Source organism: Crenothrix polyspora (genome assembly GCF_900163755.1).
GTDB classification, from domain to species: domain Bacteria; phylum Pseudomonadota; class Gammaproteobacteria; order Methylococcales; family Methylomonadaceae; genus Crenothrix; species Crenothrix polyspora.
In genome coordinates this window covers 57,584-74,553 of the sequence record NZ_FUKI01000156.1, presented here as the reverse complement: position 1 = coordinate 74,553, position 16,970 = coordinate 57,584, and the positions used below count along the sequence as shown (strand labels likewise).

The 16,970-nt window shown below is 43.1% G+C and carries 18 protein-coding genes; 5 read left to right on the top strand and 13 right to left on the bottom strand.

Annotated features, from left to right (window positions below; translation table 11 throughout):
* Positions 1 to 414: 414 nt before the first annotated feature.
* The 5 genes from CRENPOLYSF2_RS15910 to CRENPOLYSF2_RS15890 all read left to right on the top strand — a co-directional run bounded on the left by CRENPOLYSF2_RS15910 (position 415) and on the right by CRENPOLYSF2_RS15890 (position 4,283).
* Complete coding sequence (locus CRENPOLYSF2_RS15910; RefSeq protein WP_176371143.1) at positions 415 to 1,500, top strand: cysteine protease StiP domain-containing protein; 1,086 nt, start codon at positions 415 to 417, stop codon at positions 1,498 to 1,500.
* A 2-nt stretch (positions 1,501 to 1,502) separates the two neighbouring features.
* Positions 1,503 to 2,441, top strand: coding sequence for an HpcH/HpaI aldolase/citrate lyase family protein (locus CRENPOLYSF2_RS15905; protein ID WP_087144932.1), 939 nt, complete (start codon positions 1,503 to 1,505; stop codon positions 2,439 to 2,441).
* Between the two features lie 111 nt (positions 2,442 to 2,552).
* Complete coding sequence (locus tag CRENPOLYSF2_RS15900) at positions 2,553 to 3,005, top strand: tellurite resistance TerB family protein (RefSeq protein ID WP_087144931.1); 453 nt, start codon at positions 2,553 to 2,555, stop codon at positions 3,003 to 3,005.
* A 75-nt stretch (positions 3,006 to 3,080) separates the two neighbouring features.
* The gene (locus CRENPOLYSF2_RS15895) at positions 3,081 to 3,563 is read left to right on the top strand and encodes a YajQ family cyclic di-GMP-binding protein (protein WP_087144930.1); all 483 of its coding nucleotides are present in this window, start codon (positions 3,081 to 3,083) and stop codon (positions 3,561 to 3,563) included.
* Between the two features lie 12 nt (positions 3,564 to 3,575).
* Positions 3,576 to 4,283 (top strand): class I SAM-dependent methyltransferase, encoded by a 708-nt coding sequence (locus CRENPOLYSF2_RS15890; RefSeq protein ID WP_087144929.1) that lies wholly within the window; start codon positions 3,576 to 3,578, stop codon positions 4,281 to 4,283.
* Positions 4,284 to 4,293: 10 nt separating this feature from the next.
* On the opposite strand, the gene CRENPOLYSF2_RS15885 is transcribed toward CRENPOLYSF2_RS15890, so the two are convergent.
* The 13 genes from CRENPOLYSF2_RS15885 to CRENPOLYSF2_RS15825 form a co-directional block, all read right to left on the bottom strand.
* Entirely contained in the window at positions 4,294 to 5,208 is a 915-nt protein-coding gene (locus tag CRENPOLYSF2_RS15885; protein ID WP_087144928.1) for a lectin-like protein, read from the bottom strand.
* Positions 5,209 to 5,215: 7 nt separating this feature from the next.
* Positions 5,216 to 7,507 carry a type II secretion system secretin GspD gene (gspD, locus tag CRENPOLYSF2_RS15880; protein WP_087144927.1) on the bottom strand — a complete coding sequence of 764 codons (2,292 nt, stop codon included), beginning with the start codon at positions 7,505 to 7,507 and terminating at the stop codon, positions 5,216 to 5,218.
* Entirely contained in the window at positions 7,491 to 8,357 is an 867-nt protein-coding gene (locus CRENPOLYSF2_RS15875; protein WP_087144926.1) for a hypothetical protein, read from the bottom strand. The genes gspD and CRENPOLYSF2_RS15875 overlap by 17 nt, the downstream gene beginning before the upstream one ends.
* A complete protein-coding gene (gspM, locus tag CRENPOLYSF2_RS15870) occupies positions 8,354 to 8,941 on the bottom strand; it encodes a type II secretion system protein GspM (protein ID WP_087144925.1) in 588 nt (195 codons plus the stop codon). The genes CRENPOLYSF2_RS15875 and gspM overlap by 4 nt, the downstream gene beginning before the upstream one ends.
* Positions 8,922 to 10,040: a PilN domain-containing protein gene (locus CRENPOLYSF2_RS15865; protein WP_087144924.1), complete on the bottom strand. Its 1,119-nt coding sequence runs from the start codon at positions 10,038 to 10,040 to the stop codon at positions 8,922 to 8,924. Before CRENPOLYSF2_RS15865 ends, gspM begins: the two co-directional genes overlap by 20 nt.
* Entirely contained in the window at positions 10,034 to 11,050 is a 1,017-nt protein-coding gene (locus tag CRENPOLYSF2_RS15860; RefSeq protein WP_245808027.1) for a type II secretion system minor pseudopilin, read from the bottom strand. Before CRENPOLYSF2_RS15860 ends, CRENPOLYSF2_RS15865 begins: the two co-directional genes overlap by 7 nt.
* Before the next feature lie 99 nt (positions 11,051 to 11,149).
* Entirely contained in the window at positions 11,150 to 11,893 is a 744-nt protein-coding gene (locus CRENPOLYSF2_RS15855; RefSeq protein WP_087144923.1) for a prepilin-type N-terminal cleavage/methylation domain-containing protein, read from the bottom strand.
* Positions 11,890 to 12,321: a type IV pilus modification PilV family protein gene (locus tag CRENPOLYSF2_RS15850; protein ID WP_087144922.1), complete on the bottom strand. Its 432-nt coding sequence runs from the start codon at positions 12,319 to 12,321 to the stop codon at positions 11,890 to 11,892. The genes CRENPOLYSF2_RS15855 and CRENPOLYSF2_RS15850 overlap by 4 nt, the downstream gene beginning before the upstream one ends.
* Positions 12,308 to 12,760, bottom strand: coding sequence for a GspH/FimT family pseudopilin (locus tag CRENPOLYSF2_RS15845; RefSeq protein WP_245808026.1), 453 nt, complete (start codon positions 12,758 to 12,760; stop codon positions 12,308 to 12,310). The genes CRENPOLYSF2_RS15850 and CRENPOLYSF2_RS15845 overlap by 14 nt, the downstream gene beginning before the upstream one ends.
* A gap of 65 nt (positions 12,761 to 12,825) precedes the next feature.
* A complete protein-coding gene (gspG, locus tag CRENPOLYSF2_RS15840) occupies positions 12,826 to 13,254 on the bottom strand; it encodes a type II secretion system major pseudopilin GspG (RefSeq protein WP_087144920.1) in 429 nt (142 codons plus the stop codon).
* A gap of 9 nt (positions 13,255 to 13,263) precedes the next feature.
* Positions 13,264 to 14,475, bottom strand: coding sequence for a type II secretion system F family protein (locus CRENPOLYSF2_RS15835; protein ID WP_087144919.1), 1,212 nt, complete (start codon positions 14,473 to 14,475; stop codon positions 13,264 to 13,266).
* 1 nt (position 14,476) lies between these two features.
* Complete coding sequence (gene gspE / locus CRENPOLYSF2_RS15830) at positions 14,477 to 16,162, bottom strand: type II secretion system ATPase GspE (RefSeq protein WP_087144918.1); 1,686 nt, start codon at positions 16,160 to 16,162, stop codon at positions 14,477 to 14,479.
* Between the two features lie 486 nt (positions 16,163 to 16,648).
* Positions 16,649 to 16,897, bottom strand: coding sequence for a ComEA family DNA-binding protein (locus CRENPOLYSF2_RS15825; protein WP_087144917.1), 249 nt, complete (start codon positions 16,895 to 16,897; stop codon positions 16,649 to 16,651).
* Positions 16,898 to 16,970 lie beyond the last annotated feature (73 nt).

Here is a 16,970-nt window from a genome sequence, read left to right as displayed (position 1 = left end):
AATAGTTACAGCGTAACCGTTCGCACTGAGCTTGTCGAAGTGTGCCGTTCATGCTTCGACAAGCTCAGCACAAACGGTGGCTGTAACTGTCCTAAGGAACGTGCATGAAATAACTTGAACAACTTAAACGCCACCACCGTTCGTGCTGAGCCTGTCGAAGCATGAACTTGCTCAAGTTATTTCGTGCGCGTTCCTAAGTTGAAAACGCTGTAGCATGTGTCGTTATCACCACGAACGGCTGTTACGCCCTCGGATATACGCTGAAATTGCTCCGTGTTAGTCGCCAAATTCCTCACACGACTTACTAACGCGCAGCACGCAACAAAAACCAATCCTCTGTTTTGAGCTTATCGACTTTCAGTATAATTTGTCGATTGTCACACTTTTGCAATACTAAAACTTATATAATTAATCATGATTGTAAATTATTTCACCGGCAGTTACACTGTTGAGGACGTGCGGTTTTTGCTAAAGCCAATGGCAATGCAAAACACCCCTGTACACTTAAAAGAAGCGCTGATACAGTCGGGGCAAAAACACTATTCCGAGTTACTGACGCATGAAGCATTGCCATCGGTTGCCTATGTAAAATTATTTCATCAAGCACTGGCATTAAATCAACAGCGCATGGCACACGACTTACTGCGTTTAGCGCAGCAAATTGTGGCAACACGAACACAAGGCGTTACGTTAGTGTCGTTAGCGCGAGCTGGAACGCCAATAGGGGTGTTACTCAAACACATCCTAAAACGCTATTACAAAATGGACGTGCCGCATTATTCCGTTTCCATCGTAAGAGATATAGGTTTAGATACCAATGCGTTGCACTACATAACAAACAAACATCACCCTGATACACTGGTGTTTGTCGATGGCTGGACTGGAAAAGGCGTAATTGCCCGGCAATTAGCGGAAAGTTTACGCATTTTTACACAAGACACGGGTATTTTTGTAGCTGCTGAATTGTATGTGTTAACTGATTTATCAGGTAGCGCAACAATAGCCGCTAGCGCGGACGATTATTTGATACCATCGTGCATTTTAAATGCAACAGTATCGGGTTTGGTTAGCCGCACGGTACTTGATAAAAACGCCGCCGCCACCGATTTTCACGGTTGTGTGTATTACCAAAATTACCAAGCGCAGGATTTATCGCAATACTTTATCAATAGCCTACTAGAGGCTGTCGATAAGTTATCGAATGTGGCAATTATGCCCAGTGATAATCCGATGGATCGCCCTGCACTGCAAGCTGTATCTCGGCAGTTTTTACAAGACATAACCGAGCGCTATGGTGTACGCCATCATAATTATATTAAGCCTGGCATTGGCGAAGCAACCCGGGTTTTATTACGCCGCAAAGCCAGACTATTGCTATTGCGTGAAAGCCATAATACCGCAACCCAGCATTTACGCTGGCTTGCACAAACCAAATCTATTCCCGTTGACGTGCGCAGCGATTTGCCCTATCAAGCCGCTGCTTTAATCCAAGAGGTTTAATCATGACTGCTTTCGCCAAATCTTTTTCGCCGTGGTCTTTAGGTGCGCCGTTATATATGCCAGCGCACCGACGTGATTTAATGGATTGTGCGAATGGCGAAAAATTACCCATGTTGCGATCAATGATTTTTTGCACCGAAGATGCGGTGGCAGACAGTGATGTTGACAGCAGCTTGCGCCATCTGGGCTTATGCTTGCAAGGCTTTAAAGATTTGCCACAGCGTTACCGATTTATTCGGGTCAGAAATCCAGAAGTGCTAGCACGATTACTGGCACTACCCGATATTGAGCGCATTGATGGCTTTGTACTACCCAAATTTAATGCCCATATATTGCCTGCGTATTTTGATCAGTTGCAAGGCACTGCGTTTAAAATTATGCCAACATTGGAAACCAAAGAGGTATTTGATGTTAATGCGATGACTGAATTACGCCAAGCGCTATTGGCGCATTCTTTGTTACCGCAGGTTTTAATGTTACGCATTGGCGGTAATGATTTAATGAGCTTGTTGGGTATTCGTAGACCTCGGTATTTAACCCTGTATGACACGCCTATCGGTCAAGTTATTGCCCAATTAGTCACTCTTTTTAAACCCTATGGCTTTGCGCTGTCATCGCCGGTATTTGAATATTTAGAGGATCATGCGACGCTAAAAAAAGAGCTTGCACTGGATTTAGCACACGGTTTAATCGGCAAAACGGCAATACATCCAACACAAATAGCGGCGATTGAATCGGTGTATCAGGTTGAACAAGACGATTATGACATGGCGATAAGTTTGCTCGATGAGCATGCACCGGCGGTATTTAAAATGCACAATGCCATGTGCGAAGTGGCCACTCACTTGCATTGGGCGCGGGATATTATTACCCGTCAACAGCACTATGGCCTGCAAGAATCGTTGCCATTAAATGACTATGCGGAACTGTCTTACATGTAAGTCGTCTTTGGTTCATCAGTAACGAAACCTTGCACACTCTGGTCACACAAGGGCATAATCGTTTAAGATTAAGCAAAATCTTAACCCCCAATCCCCATTAGGAGTAAATACATGAGTTTTGAAAGTTTTCTGAGCCAATTAAAAACCAAAGCCAGCGAGTTAAAAACCGAAGCGTTAAAGTTTAAAAACAAAGATTTTTTAAATGCTGCAATGGCAGGTTCTGCGTTGATTGCTATGGCCGATGGCAGCATCAGCTCAGAAGAAAAGCAAAAAATGATCAAGTTTATAGAGAGCAATGACACGCTGTCTATTTTTACCACCAGCGATGTTATCAAGGCATTTCAGGATTTTGTCAATAAACTTGAATTTGACAAAGATATTGGTGAAGCCAGTGCTTACCAAGCGTTAGGCAAAATGAAATCTAATGCACAAGCGGCGCGTTTATTGGTACGCATGATTATTGCCATTGCATCATCAGATGGCAATTTTGATGATATGGAAAAGAAAGTGGCGGTAAAAATCGCCAAGGAATTGGCAATTGACCCCGCTGAGTTTGAGTTATAAGCGCTAGCGATTTTAAGGTGGACATTCAGGCAAGCCTTGAATGTCTTTGTTACCGATTAAACAATACACTTTGATATGCCTTCTTTCGATATTATTTCTGAACTTGATCAGCACGAAGTTAAAAACGCCATCGACCAGGTGGTAAAAGAAATTACGACCCGTTTTGATTTTAAAGGCACCGAGTCATCGGTCGAATTAACCGATGAAAAAGTTATTATGACCTCCGAATCTACTTTTCAGTTACAACAAATATTCAGCGTGGTGTGTGCAAAATTAAGCCGGCGCGGTATTGATATTGCCTGTATGGAAGTGGGTGATGCAAAAGGCAGTGGCAAATTAATGCACCAGGAAATTACTCTGAAACAGGGGATAGAATCGGTATTGGCTAAAAAAATCGTCAAGCTGATTAAAGATAAAAAACTTAAGGTGCAAGCCGCTATTAATGGCGACAAGATTCGGGTGACGGGTAAAAATCGTGATGACTTGCAAGATGTTATTCAAATGCTGAGAAATGAAAAACTGGAACAGCCGTTGCAGTTTGATAATTTTAGAGACTAACTGTTATTTTTAATGGCTATCCATAAAAAACAATACCACGGTGTTTTTGCAGAACACTACGGGCATACAGAAACATGGGATACGCGTGTTATCCCTGGTATGTTGAGATCGCTGCCTGCTATTTCTGGTAACAGCGCTCTGCTTGACCTTGGCTGCGGGGCGGGACATTTTTTACCCTACGCCAGACAAAAAGGCTATCAACATTATGTCGGTATAGATTTAAGCAGCGATATGGTTAAGCGAGCGAGCCAATGCCACCCAACAGGGGAGTTTTTAGTCGCTTCGGCAGCGCAATTCTCCCACCTACTTTCTGATCAACAAATGCGTTTCGATGCTGTCGTGTCCATCATGATGCTATCGACTATTCCAAGCAAGCACGATGTACTGTCCGTGTTCAAGCAAAGCTACGCCGTTCTTAAACACGGTGGTGTTCTGGTGCTATGCACTCCCCATCCCGCCTTCAATTCTTACATGCAACATAATAATGACACGCAGGTAAATACCGAATTTGAAGGCTATTATGCCCAAGGTCGTCGCTACGATGTAACCCGAACTATTGGCGACACCAAGCTTACCTTTACCGATTATCACTGGCCTTTAACAACCCTGATCGACTGCATTGTGACAGCGGGTTTTAAGCTTACCGGGATCGACGAATGTCAATCAACCAACGATAAGCAAGCTAATCCGAGCCACATTATTTTTATCGCGACTAAGTGACGACATAAAATTAAAATATCAATTTTAATCGCTTTCCAGTTGCATTATTGTATATTTCCATTAATGCTTTACCGTTTTTATCAACACCCACCACAGAGATTGTTGTAGCGGAAACACTAATAGAACGGGGTTTATAGCCGCTACTTAAAAAAGGTATTTTGCCGATAGCTGTATTGTGAATATCTTTAAGCTGTACGACTGTATTTTTCCCATCGTAAATAATTACACCAAAGCCAAGTGTACTTTTCTGTGCTCCAGCCTTTTCTAGTACGATCATACCCACTGAAGGTTCGCTACCGGCAGGAAAGGTCAGTGCAGATAATTTATTATGGGTGCTTGAGTCTTTGATTACAATAACATGCTTAGTGTTAATATCACGATATAACACAGCATATTCTAACGCTCCGTTATTATTAATATCCGGCACAATCGCATTGCCTAGATAATTATTATTACTCCACTCACAAATGTAGCCATCAATGTATTTTGTTATATCTTTATCCAGCCAATACCCAGGATTATAAATACTTAGATGCGTTCCAATATCATAAGGATGCTCTTTGTACCAGTTCGAATAAGCCCACGATTCATTATTTAACCATTTCCATTTGCCAGATTCTTTAAATCCACCAATATGATAGCCTCTAGGCGGTATGTCCATGCTTTGCGTCAAAAATCGGGTATCAATAAATTTTTGTTCTTCTCTACCAGTAATCGTAGCTAAATAACCGCCTTTCTCAGCACAAGCCTGATCAGCGACAGACCATTTAACGGCAATAACGTCAACACGCTGATAAGAATGACCATTTATATCCCACCTTATTTTGGCAGAATCCGCCCAACTGAAATTTGTTAATAGCAAACCCGCCAATACTGAACTGATAGATACCAAAATTTTTACTGAGTGACTGTGTAATTTTTGCATTTTTAACCTATTGATCTGTGGTATACCATTCTTTTTTCTTTTTAGGAGCTAAAGGATCTTCATACATACCCGTTAATTTACGTCTAAATTCATCGGTAACAACACGGGTGTCTTGCAAAGTTCTCACCACGCGTGGCGTAATTAATACAACTAACTCGGTTCTTTTCTTTGCCACACCTGTATTACCAAATAACGGCCCTATCAACGGTAATTCATGCAAAAATGGAATCCCTGCTTTATTATTTGAATTAGTTTCCCTAATTAACCCACCCAAAACTAACGTTTCACCACTTTGCACGGCTACCGAACTGTTAATTTCTCTGGTTAAAATAGTCGGATTACCACCACCCGTTACTTTTTTAGGATCAACATCCTCAACACTTTGTTCAATGTCTAAAATGACCATACCACTGGCATTAACGCGAGGCTTAACTTTTAATTTAACACCGGTTTTTCGTTGCTGATTTTGAGTGTTACTGAAACCATTGGTATTCGTATTGCCTCCTCCTGTAACACCAGAAAGCGAGCCGGTTGTTAAAGAGATTTCATCACCCACACCTATGGAAGCTTCTTGATTATTTAATACCATTAATGAAGGAGAAGAAATAACCTTAACATTACCTTTATCTGCTTCAGCGGCTAATACCATCTTAATATCACCGGAGTTACTTAAAAAAGTATAACCCATCCCTCCTGTAGCTGCATTAATAGCAGCACCTGCTACAAGATCCATTAAATGAGAGCTTCCCGTTCCACCTGTAGCAACTGACCTACCGCTGATAGGATCTTCCGATATCGTGCCGCCAGGCCCTGCCGTTTTATTATTTAAAAACCACTGAATCCCATATGATAAATTATTTGTTAACGTCACATCCGCAATGGTCGCATCAATTAACACCTGTAATGGCATAATATCCATCTGCTTAATAATCGGCAACATAACCGCGTATTCTCGCGGCGTAGACACCACCACGACAGAGTTATTGGCTTCATCAGCAATAATCTTAACATTATCCACATTGGCTACTTTAACATCACCACTCGAACCCGACGACGAACCACTGCGTTTAGAACTTTTTTTCGATATTGAAGACGATGAAGATAATGAACTTGAAGATGACGTATCCGAAGAAGAGTCCGAGCTAGAGCTGTCTTTATTGGTCATTTCACCGGAAGATTGCCCTGGTGCAGTTTTTCCGGCTTTCTCTTTTTTAGACGAACCGCCGCCATTGCCAAAAATACTGTTTAACTGATCGGCTAATTCAACAGCATCCACATGCTGTACTTTATAAACATTAACCCCACCCCCACTGGCGGTATTCGCCTTATCTAAGCGAAACACCCAATTTTCTATGTCTTTTAAATAACTCGCTTGATGGGTAATAGCCAACACCGCATTCATCCGCTCAATAGGAATAAAACGGAAAAACTCGTTATCTTCGCCTTTGCCACCTTTTTTACCAAAAATAGCATTCAACTCTTCTATCACCTTTTCTGGATCAACATGCGCCAAAGAAAACACCGCAAAAGACCGGCCACGTAACACATCGGTATCAAACGTACTGACCATATCCATTACCCGCTCCATCTCATCTGGCGTACCAGACAACACCATGCTGTTACGGGTAACATCTACGTTTAAAATGGTTTTATCACGTACCAACGGCTTAATAATATCGGCCACGTTTTGCACACCGACATTTTTAATGCTGATAACACGGGTTTGATAACCGCCGCGCGTGCCGCCGCCCGCCGACACATCGGAGGTGTACAACGCTTCGGTACTGGGCTCTATATGAAAAATCTTGCCGTCTTTAACCAACGCTGCGTTATTCATCCGCAACACCATTTCCAGCGTGGGCAACAACTCCTCTTTGGATAAGGCTTGCGTGGTCTGTAAGGTGACTTTACCGGCAACCTTAGGACTGAGCACATAATTTTGCCCCAGAATATCACCTAAAATAACCTTAGCCACCTCACCCAAATCCGCTTCGTCAAAATTAAGACTGTAAGTACCTACCCCATTAGTCATGGTACGGCTGTGCTTGGCCACTGGCGGCGCTTCTGAAAATTGTGTACGCGCAGGGTATAGTTCTATTTTAGTACGCAAATTATCCGCAGTCAGCGGCTTATTTTCCAGCTCCTGATAATTAACCGGTTGCTTATATTGCTCTTTAGCCAAGGCTGGCAACGGTAATTTATGCGCGGGCTTAGGCCCTAACAGCTCACACCCTGACAGGGCTAACGCAGCGACAACAAGATAAGATGCCGACGTTGATTTTTTAAAAATTCTGTTCATTGTTTCCATTGTCGAATGTGCTCGTATCTTCTTGGGGAATTTCATCAATTGGGTCTTGCATAGGCTCTTCAGAACCTGGCAACGGTTCACCTTCCGGTACGCTATCATCAGGCGCCACGCCCTCTGCTGCCGCAGCCTCTTCAGCTGCCGCCGCTTCAGCGGCTGCCTCAGGTGTTATGGGTGGTTCGCCACTGGGCAGCGGCTGTTCCATACCGGGCTGATTGGGTGGTTGCGCTTGCATTTGTTGCTGTTGCAACTGCTGTTGTTGTAACAATTCCTGCTGTGCCAGTTCTGCTGCTGTCTTAGGATTATTAGGATCCATAACAACATTGTTTTTTGGTATTTTAGGCTTGGGCTTGCGTAATAATAATTCTTTTATCAACCCACCTTGATTAAGGGTAACTTTATCTTTTTGCACCGATTTTAATGTCCAGCCATCAATATCTGCGCCCTTGGTTAGTTTTTTAAAATTACCTTTAGCCGTGCGTACCGAGCGGCTTAGCAAAGCATAAAACGCCTTATCTTGACCCGTATAAATACCATTAAGTTGCCAGTTAAACGGCCCAGTAGGTTTGGCAACCGCCAATTTTATATCTTCAGGCGATTCTGGTACAGGTCTTCGGCCTTTAATAAATAACGGCTTATCAACCATATCCGCAAAGGCCTGCTCTGGTTTTTTAGTTAATGCAATGCTGGGCATTTCGGCCATTTTAGGTGGCTTTTTATCAACCACTTTCAGCTCTGCCAAGGTCTTTTTTTGCAATTGTTTTGCGTAAAACCATTCTCCCGCAATACCTGCCAATAGCAAAGCGCACAATACCGATAACAATCTAATTAACTTGATATTCATGTAGGCTGCTTTCTCATAAAGCTTACCGCTTGAAAATTGACATTTAAATCATTACTTGGCTCAAGCTTGCGGGTTAGCCTGTTGCGTTTACCCCGCATCGGCCTAAGATCCATCTGATCAATAACAATCAGCGGTGTTGCTGTTTCCAGCTTATAAAGTACCGAGCGCAAGGTTTCCATTGTTCCCGTCATGCGTACACTGACAGTTATTAAGGTAAATTTGTCTTTTTCAGTTTCCGGTAAGGCTTGGGTGCTACTTAACTGCCCACCGCTGTCCACAACGGCTTTTTTAACCAGTTCCTGTAAGCCAGCCGAAGCCAGCGAGGGTGTTTTTTCTTTATTAAAATAATCTTGCTCAAGGTGTTGCGCCCTGATTTTAGCCATGCTTTTTAGCACAGTGTCTTTTTTGGCTAAAATACGTTCGTATTTTTGCAGCTTAAAAACCAGCGATTCTTTTGTTTCGCGTAATGCCAAACCTTTGGAGACAATAGGGGTAATAATTAAAGCCGCTAACAAAAAAATGACGACAACCAGTAAACCTAACGCTAATACGCGTTGAGCTTGATTATTTTTTACCACTGCCATCAATGCCTCCTGCTTTCGTTGCATCAACGGTAATCTGAAAGCGCTCTAATTTACTGACACTGTCTTGCGTTACAGGGGAGACAAAGCGTGCATTAGTGAATATTTCAGAGGCTTCCAGTACAGAAATTAATGTTGACGCATTGGGCGATTCGCCTTGCATTTGTAATTGTTTATCGGAATATTGTGCATAAGCCAGCCACGTATTATCCTTAATTAACGTGCTTAAGGTATCTAAAATTACTACCAATGCTGGGGTGGTGGTTTTTTCGGTTAATAACTGCCGTGTTTCATTCAGCATGGCATCCATGTCCGCCTCCAGCAAATTAACTTTTTTAGCTTCTTTTTCAATGGTATCCACCCGTGCTTGCAAGGCATTCACTTCCCGATACTCAAACCAAACCGGCATTATCATCGCGGTTGCCAATAACACTAAAAACAAACCGATTAAAGCGCCATGCACAACGCGTGGCAGATTGGCAGTTTTAGGACGTAATTTTTCGGGTAGCAAGTTGTAATGCGCACGCCGTACCGGAAGATCATTGGCCATTTCTTCAAAATCAATAAACAACGGCAACATGCCCATTGCTTTGCTATCCTCATAAAGACTGTCTACGGTTTCTTTTAATACGATTATTAAGATAACCCTCAGTTGACCGGGTTCATTTTCTACATCCAGCGGTTTGACAGCAAAGTAGATTTGTTCCGCTTTAAACGGCGTGTAGCGATCCAGCTCGTAGGCCACCACTTGCTGTAGATTTTCTTTGGCGGCACTGGGTAACGACAACTCTTTTTGTATGGCATCGCGGCTTGATAAGCGAATGATTAACGGGCTTTTAACCAAACGCTCGTCATTACTCAATAATTCTTTATACTGCGCTATGCCCGTTTCGTTGCGCTCCAGCTGGGCTATCGGCTCGCTGTGCTGGCCATCCATAAAGCTTAATATAAATTGATTGCCTTGTGGGCGCACAATCAGCGTACCGCGTTTATCACTGACCAGTTGTTTGATCTTATCGGGTACTAAAAAGCTAAGTTCACCCGTCCACCAGTGCCAAAATTTTTTAACATCCAGATCAATGGTTGAATTGAGGTTCAACATGTTATATCCCTTGGGCTTGCTATGCACTGTGCCACTAATAACTCATTCATTGTTGTTGAAAATAAAGAAACTTCATTGGCATAATTATGTTGCCAGCGCACTATTTGAAACGGCGTAACAGGATCCAGCTCCGATTTTATCACCACCGCACTTAGCATTGCGCTACTGCCATCTTCTAAATGCGCTTCTGCAATAATATTAACCGCGCTGCTTTGGCTGGCATCAGGCTCCGCCACGTTAATATATTTTGATGCCATTGGCACTGTTATTGGTTTACCAGAACGTGCGCTGGCCAGCCTAGCTTCTAAAAATTGTGTGAGTACATCAGGGGGTAAATCAGGTAACAGCTTCAATACATCCCCAGAGGCGGTTTTATCAACTTGAGGTACTGTTGAATACACGGTAATTAATGGCACTAGCCAGGTAAAAGTGGCAGCATCCATACCCGACACCCGCTGTAACTCTTCAATAGTTCTAAAACTGTTATTACGTGGTTTATATTTTAAACCTGCCAAATACTCATGCTCTTCTGCACCGTTAGGTCTGACATTTGCATTGGTATCGCGCCAATCCAAAATAGCGTCTACCAGTTTTGTAACGCGCTGCGGATCTTTGCCGGCATTAGCAGGTACGGGCGCACGCTGTAACAAAGCACGCAATAAACCTTGCTCAGCCAAATTAATATTTATCTTACCTGTTTCCGATAGCAATCGAACCCTCACCCGCGCATTACCCGCTATTATTTGATAGACACTGCCATCGGTGCGCCAGTTTCTGTCTTGCTGCGCGTTAGCGTTATTTTGTCCTGCCGACATCATCATGTACTCAGCAACAGCAATACCCGATTCGGCCAGTGCGGTTGCCTGCGCGGTATTTTTAAGATAAGCCGTCGCTGACACCTCACGGCGCATACTCAGTGCAAAACTACCGGCCATTAACGTCAATAAACTCAGCACCCATAATACTAGCACTAACGCAAAACCTTTAGGCTTTTGGCCGACATTACACATTGCATTTATCCGCTATAAGGGATGATGTTAATGCACGCACAGCAAGACCTAAGTCGTGCGGCTGATCTATACTTTTATTGTTGCAAATAATGGGCGGCCTCATTCTGTGTTATCGAAATTAAAACCCAGATTTACCGCTGTTTGAGTGGCTTTTAAATCAATAATTATATCCGGCCAAAAAATCCCCTCTTTATTTTTGTTGTCTTTATCTGCCAACGCGATGCTAATTTTAACCAAACGCGGATGAAATTCTCTAAGCGACCACTCTGGATACCAGTCGGGAGTGCCGGTTTGATCAGGATCTCCAAAATAACGTAATTCAAAACGTTTAACACGCTTTAATATGTCAACTTCGGTAGCTTTTTTTTCATCGTTCCAATTTGCACCTGCCGCCGCCGGATAAAAAGGCGTTAAGCTAACGGTTATTTTTTCCCCCTTATCGCCGTCTTGTTCTGCTTGCAGAGTGATTAATTGCAGACCGGTTTGCCCAGCACTGGCCGGAAAGCTGGATAAAAATTGCAACTTGTGCGCTTCTCCCTGAAAAGCAAAGCTTTCGCCAAAATTAACATCAGATGTCAGACTGTCCGACAGTGGTACTACCGTCGTTAAATGCCGCTGAAAAAAATTATAAACGGCTGCCACTTCGGAAACATCAGCCACTTTGCTTTCGCCTTTTTCCCAACTGTCGGCACAAATTTTCATTGCACCAAACAACAACGCCATCATGACGCTTAACAAGGTCATGGCAATCAACACTTCAATTAAGGTAAAACCCTGTATTAAGCGTATAGGGATAATATTAGCGGCTAAACACCGACGGTTGGGCTGGGTAATGTTATTCATTGTGCGGGTGTGCCCAGCAGTTTGATGGCTGTCAAATTGACCTGTCTGTCATTATCACCGGCATCCCAACTGACAGTTACCTCTACATTGAACAATTGCGCGGCTATGGGTTCTGCTTTAAAACCGCGTAAGCCACTGCGAAAGTTAATTGGGGTGATAGCCAGTTCGCAGCGGTATTTATCATAATCCTGTTTGTCTTTATCCCACTTCTTGCAATCCCCGCCATCTCTTTGCAATTTTATTTCCGTGCCCACTCTGGCCAACATGGATTCAGCTATTTGCACAGCGGCCGTGTATTCTTCAGATACACCCGCTGAACTCACGCCGGTAGAAAATATTTTCAGTAAAATAGTTAACGAGAAAGCCAAAATGGTAAAGGCAATCAAAATTTCCAATAACGAAAATCCGTGCTGCTTATTCGACGGCATCTTGTAGTTCAATGTGTCCGGTGAGCCAGTTAACATTAATACGCCACGCCAGTTTGCCGCGCTCTAATTTAATCCAGCCACCCGAAGAAGACCCGTCTGGAAAAAATCGGATACTGCCTTGACCATTCGCCTCGGCTAATTCTTTTTGGCCGGTACGCATGGTAGTATCAATATCTTGTGGGATTTCATAGATTTTATCGTGTCCGCTGACTACGTAGCTGTTTTCAGCAAAATCAATAGTCAAGGTGGTTTCTTTATGCGACACAGTGGCTAAGCCCTTAGCACCACGCAAAGCAGACGCTATGTCTCTTGCCGTTGCTTTAAGCTCAGTACTGTCATTACCCGACGATAAATTCATACTGATCGCCGAAAAACCCAACACCATAATCACCAGAACAACAATCAGCTCAAGCAAGGTAAAGCCCTGGTTACGTTGCAACGTACCTGAGCTTAAATACCTTTGCCTTTGGATTGGCGGGGACTGTTGCGACTTTAAAGTAAGCATTATTCCCAGTTATTTAAATCCTTGTCTTCGCCTTCACCACCTTCTTTAGAATCAGCGCCCAAAGAGAGTAAATCAAACTTACCGTGCTCACCGGGTGATACATAATGATATTCTTGTTGCCAAGGGTCCAAGGGGATTTTACTTTTCTTCAAATACGGGCCATTCCAACGTCCGGCACCTTCAGGGGATTCTACTAAAGCCACCAAGCCCTGTTCGGTAGTCGGGTAGCTGCCCACGTCTAATTTATACATATCCAGCGTGGCGGCCAAATCTTCTATCTGCACTTTTGCTGCCTTCACTTTGGATTCACCCATGTGTTTCATCACCTGGGGGCCAACAATACCGGCCAGCATGGCAATAATACCCAATACCACCAATAATTCGAGCAGGGTAAAGCCTGTTTGTCTGCGATTGTTCATGTGTTTCATTCTGTATTCCTAAGAAGCTAAATCATTAACGCCTAAGATTGCTGAGAAAATAGCGACCATAATCCCCGCAATCATCAGCCCCATTGTAATTATCAACGCTGGCTCAAGCAACGCCAGCATACGAGTTATTGAGGTTCGTAATTGTTTGTCGTAAATATTTGCCACCCGTAGCAACATCTCTTCCAAACGTCCGGTTTCTTCGCCCATTTTAATCATTTGCATGGCCATTTTGGGGAAAATCCCTTTGTCTTGCAAGGCATCAGACATATGCTTGCCTTGCTTGAGCTGCTCTCCGGTATCATGGATTGCCTCAGCCAATACCAAATTATCGACTGTTTCTCGCACAATCACCAGTGCAGACATAATTGAAACCCCATTACCCAATAACGTACCCAAAGTACGACTGATATTAGCGACCTCCTTGTTTAAAATAATATTACCAGCCAACGGTAACTTTAAAAACCGGCCATCCCAGGCTTTTTTACTGATCGGGTTAGCCAATTGCACCCGCATAGTGGCATATATTGCAAAAACAATAATAAATAACACCCACCACCAGCTTTGCAACCAATCAGACATGGCAACGACAATTTGTGTAGACACGGGTAATTCTTTGCCGGAGTTTTCAAACATTTCGGTAAATTGCGGCACTACAAAAGTCAGCATACCAAATAAAGATGCCAACGAAGCCACCAACAAAGTAATTGGGTAAATTAACGCGGTACTCACGGTATCTTTAAGCTCTTTAGAGCGCTCCAAGTATTCAGCCAGACGCATTAATACATCACCTAAACTGCCGCCTGCTTCACCGGCTCTGACCATATTTAAATAAAATTTACTGAACACACCAGTTTGTTTTTCTAAGGCATCTGCCAGTGATGCGCCGCCTTTTACTTTCTCCAGTACTCTGCCAATTAATTTACTTAAGTGCTCGTTATCATCGGTTAAATCAATTAATACCGACAACGATTTATCCAGAGGCAACCCAGAATCCAGCAACACGGCCAACTCGCCGGTCAGCAAGCCGATTTCTTTAGCGTTTAATTTGTGTTGTTTTACACCACCAAACAAAAAAGCACGAGCACTGACGGGCGTAACGCGAATAGGAATATAGCCATCGGCTTGTAAGGCGATAATAACAGCCTGCTCATCAGGAGCATCTTTTACGCCATCTTCGGTTTCACCCAGATTATTAATGGCTTTATAGTTAAACAACGGCATATTAAGCTTCCGAGGTCACGCGCAATACTTCTTCTAGGGTGGTAATGCCTTGTATGACTTTTTGCAGTCCGTTTTCATACATGGTGGTCATGCCTTCGGCAATTGCCAGTCGCTGAATCGCGCCAGCTTCTTCATGCGCCATAATAAGCTTACGCAAGGGATCGCTCATTTGTAAAAATTCAATAATAGCCAGACGGCCACGGTAGCCTAAGCCACCACAAGCTGCGCAACCTACAGGCTTATACAACACAATATCACCTTCTGGTAGGTACCGCCGTAACTTCATATCACTGATTAATTCGGGTGGAGCAAGGAAAGCGTCTTTGCATTGCGTACACAGTTTTCTAACCAGACGCTGCGCTAATATACCATTAACCGTTGATGTCAGCAGATACTCTTCTAAGCCCATATCCAACAAACGCGTCACCCCGCCAGCGGCATCGTTGGTATGTAAAGTAGATAACACCAAATGGCCTGTGAGCGCTGATTGCACCGCAATTCTAGCGGTTTCTAAATCACGCATTTCACCAATCATAATAACATCTGGATCTTGTCTGACGATAGAGCGCAGCGCCATCGCAAATGTTAAGCCAATTTGTGGCTTAGCCTGAATTTGGTTAACCCCTTCCATTTGGTATTCAACCGGATCTTCAACAGTAATAATTTTACGCTCTGAGGTATTCAGTTGTTTAAGCGCGGCATACATACTGGTAGATTTACCGCTACCGGTAGGCCCTGTAATAAGAATAATACCGTGCGGCATAGACAGCACTTCGACAAATTGTTCCAACTGTCTCCCGCCAAAACCCAGTGCATTAAAGTCCAGCACGGTATTTTCTTTATCTAACAAACGAATAACCACACTTTCCCCGTACATGGTAGGAATAGTGGAAACCCGCAAATCCAGCTCTTTACCCAGCATTTGCACTTTAATACGGCCATCTTGCGGTAACCTGCGTTCGGCGATATTCAGCTTGGCCATAATTTTAATACGTGAAATTACCGCTGCGGTAGACTTAACCGACGGCGCATCAATTTCCTTGAGTACACCATCAACCCGAAGCCGCACTTTAAGCGATTGCTCAAATGGTTCGATATGAATATCAGAAGCTTTGGTTTCAATGGCGCGTTGCATAATAAGATTCACCATTTTAATTACCGGCGCTTCGCTGGCTAAATCTTTTAAATGCTCCAAATCTTCTTCATCAATATCATCGATCATTAAATCATCGATGGCTTTATCCATTTTTGAACGCCCTTCACCGTACTGCACCTCTAATGCCGCATCAATCTCCGACAACAAGCCTACTTTAGCAATAATACGCTTACCGGTGGCCAGCGTTAAGGCATCCATAACAAATTGATCTTCCGGATCCATCATCGTTACAGTAATGCTATCCTCATTACTGGCTAAGCCAATAACATGGTATTGCCTTAAAAAGCGCAGTGATATGTTTTCAGGCAACGGGGTTTCTAAGGGATATTGGCTAGGTACGATTTTTTCAAACTGTCCTGATTCAACAAAAGCATCGGCGACATCCAACTCAGAACACAACCCCAGCTTAACCAATAATTGCGGCAAGCTTTCTGACACCGCTGTTTTTTTAACACGCTCTACTTTTTTTAACTCCGAAGCCGATAGCTTGTCTTTTTTTTGTAAAGTAGTTAACAATAAATCATAAGCCATGACGATTCCGCTGTAAAAATAATCTTTGCATAAAGTGTACAAGAACACGCCACAAACAACGACATTTCTAGTGTAGAAAACCGTTAAAAGGCGCTAATTTTTATAAAATTCTTTTCGAGGAAAATGCAGAATTGTACGCTATACAAAGCGCTAATGAACGCTTAAAGATGCTAAAATCATACAGTCAATCGACACTAAAATAAGACGGGTCACAAAGATGAGACATCCACTGACCTTTAACTTGTCGAAGGGCTGATGGTTTATGATTCGACACGCTCACCAGGAACGGCTTTTGAAAATGTCCCACCTTACCAGACTAAGCTTTAATGAGCTAGCGACTAAAGTGGGACAAAACACAATAATACTCAATTAAGCCAAGCTGCCTGCTGTTTGGCAACCCAACATTTACAATACTTTGAAAATGTTGGGTTGAGAAAAGCATTCAACCCAACCTACATTTTGTGCCTTATTAAGCTGGTAGCCTAATTATTGCAGCAAAATATCGGCTTTGTTCTTTTCAACTGTTTTAGGACCAATACCTGCAACATTAGTTAAATCTTCCGCGACTTTAAAAGGGCCTTTTTCCGTACGGTATTTAACAATAGCTTCTGCTTTTTTCTGGCCTATACCCGTTAATGCGTCAGACATTGTTTTTGCATCAGCAGCATTAATATTAACGGGAGTCGCCACCGCATAACCGGTAAATAAAAATAACAAAACAAGTAATTTTTTCATCGCGCATTTCCTTCATAAGTTAAGTGTATTATGAATACTTCACGTTGGCCAGCCCTTACCCACTGAGGTTTTC

Excerpts from the sequence above, each read along its gene's own strand:
- CRENPOLYSF2_RS15910 (WP_176371143.1), top strand. The coding sequence starts at position 415 with ATGATTGTAAATTATTTCACCGGCAGTTACACTGTTGAGGACGTGCGG.
- CRENPOLYSF2_RS15905 (WP_087144932.1), top strand. The coding sequence starts at position 1,503 with ATGACTGCTTTCGCCAAATCTTTTTCGCCGTGGTCTTTAGGTGCGCCG.
- CRENPOLYSF2_RS15900 (WP_087144931.1), top strand. The coding sequence starts at position 2,553 with ATGAGTTTTGAAAGTTTTCTGAGCCAATTAAAAACCAAAGCCAGCGAG.
- CRENPOLYSF2_RS15895 (WP_087144930.1), top strand. The coding sequence starts at position 3,081 with ATGCCTTCTTTCGATATTATTTCTGAACTTGATCAGCACGAAGTTAAA.
- CRENPOLYSF2_RS15890 (WP_087144929.1), top strand. The coding sequence starts at position 3,576 with ATGGCTATCCATAAAAAACAATACCACGGTGTTTTTGCAGAACACTAC.
- CRENPOLYSF2_RS15885 (WP_087144928.1), bottom strand. The coding sequence starts at position 5,208 with ATGCAAAAATTACACAGTCACTCAGTAAAAATTTTGGTATCTATCAGT.
- gspD (WP_087144927.1), bottom strand. The coding sequence starts at position 7,507 with ATGAACAGAATTTTTAAAAAATCAACGTCGGCATCTTATCTTGTTGTC.
- CRENPOLYSF2_RS15875 (WP_087144926.1), bottom strand. The coding sequence starts at position 8,357 with ATGAATATCAAGTTAATTAGATTGTTATCGGTATTGTGCGCTTTGCTA.
- gspM (WP_087144925.1), bottom strand. The coding sequence starts at position 8,941 with ATGGCAGTGGTAAAAAATAATCAAGCTCAACGCGTATTAGCGTTAGGT.
- CRENPOLYSF2_RS15865 (WP_087144924.1), bottom strand. The coding sequence starts at position 10,040 with ATGTTGAACCTCAATTCAACCATTGATCTGGATGTTAAAAAATTTTGG.
- CRENPOLYSF2_RS15860 (WP_245808027.1), bottom strand. The coding sequence starts at position 11,050 with ATGTGTAATGTCGGCCAAAAGCCTAAAGGTTTTGCGTTAGTGCTAGTA.
- CRENPOLYSF2_RS15855 (WP_087144923.1), bottom strand. The coding sequence starts at position 11,893 with ATGAATAACATTACCCAGCCCAACCGTCGGTGTTTAGCCGCTAATATT.
- CRENPOLYSF2_RS15850 (WP_087144922.1), bottom strand. The coding sequence starts at position 12,321 with ATGCCGTCGAATAAGCAGCACGGATTTTCGTTATTGGAAATTTTGATT.
- gspG (WP_087144920.1), bottom strand. The coding sequence starts at position 13,254 with ATGAAACACATGAACAATCGCAGACAAACAGGCTTTACCCTGCTCGAA.
- CRENPOLYSF2_RS15835 (WP_087144919.1), bottom strand. The coding sequence starts at position 14,475 with ATGCCGTTGTTTAACTATAAAGCCATTAATAATCTGGGTGAAACCGAA.
- gspE (WP_087144918.1), bottom strand. The coding sequence starts at position 16,162 with ATGGCTTATGATTTATTGTTAACTACTTTACAAAAAAAAGACAAGCTA.
- CRENPOLYSF2_RS15825 (WP_087144917.1), bottom strand. The coding sequence starts at position 16,897 with ATGAAAAAATTACTTGTTTTGTTATTTTTATTTACCGGTTATGCGGTG.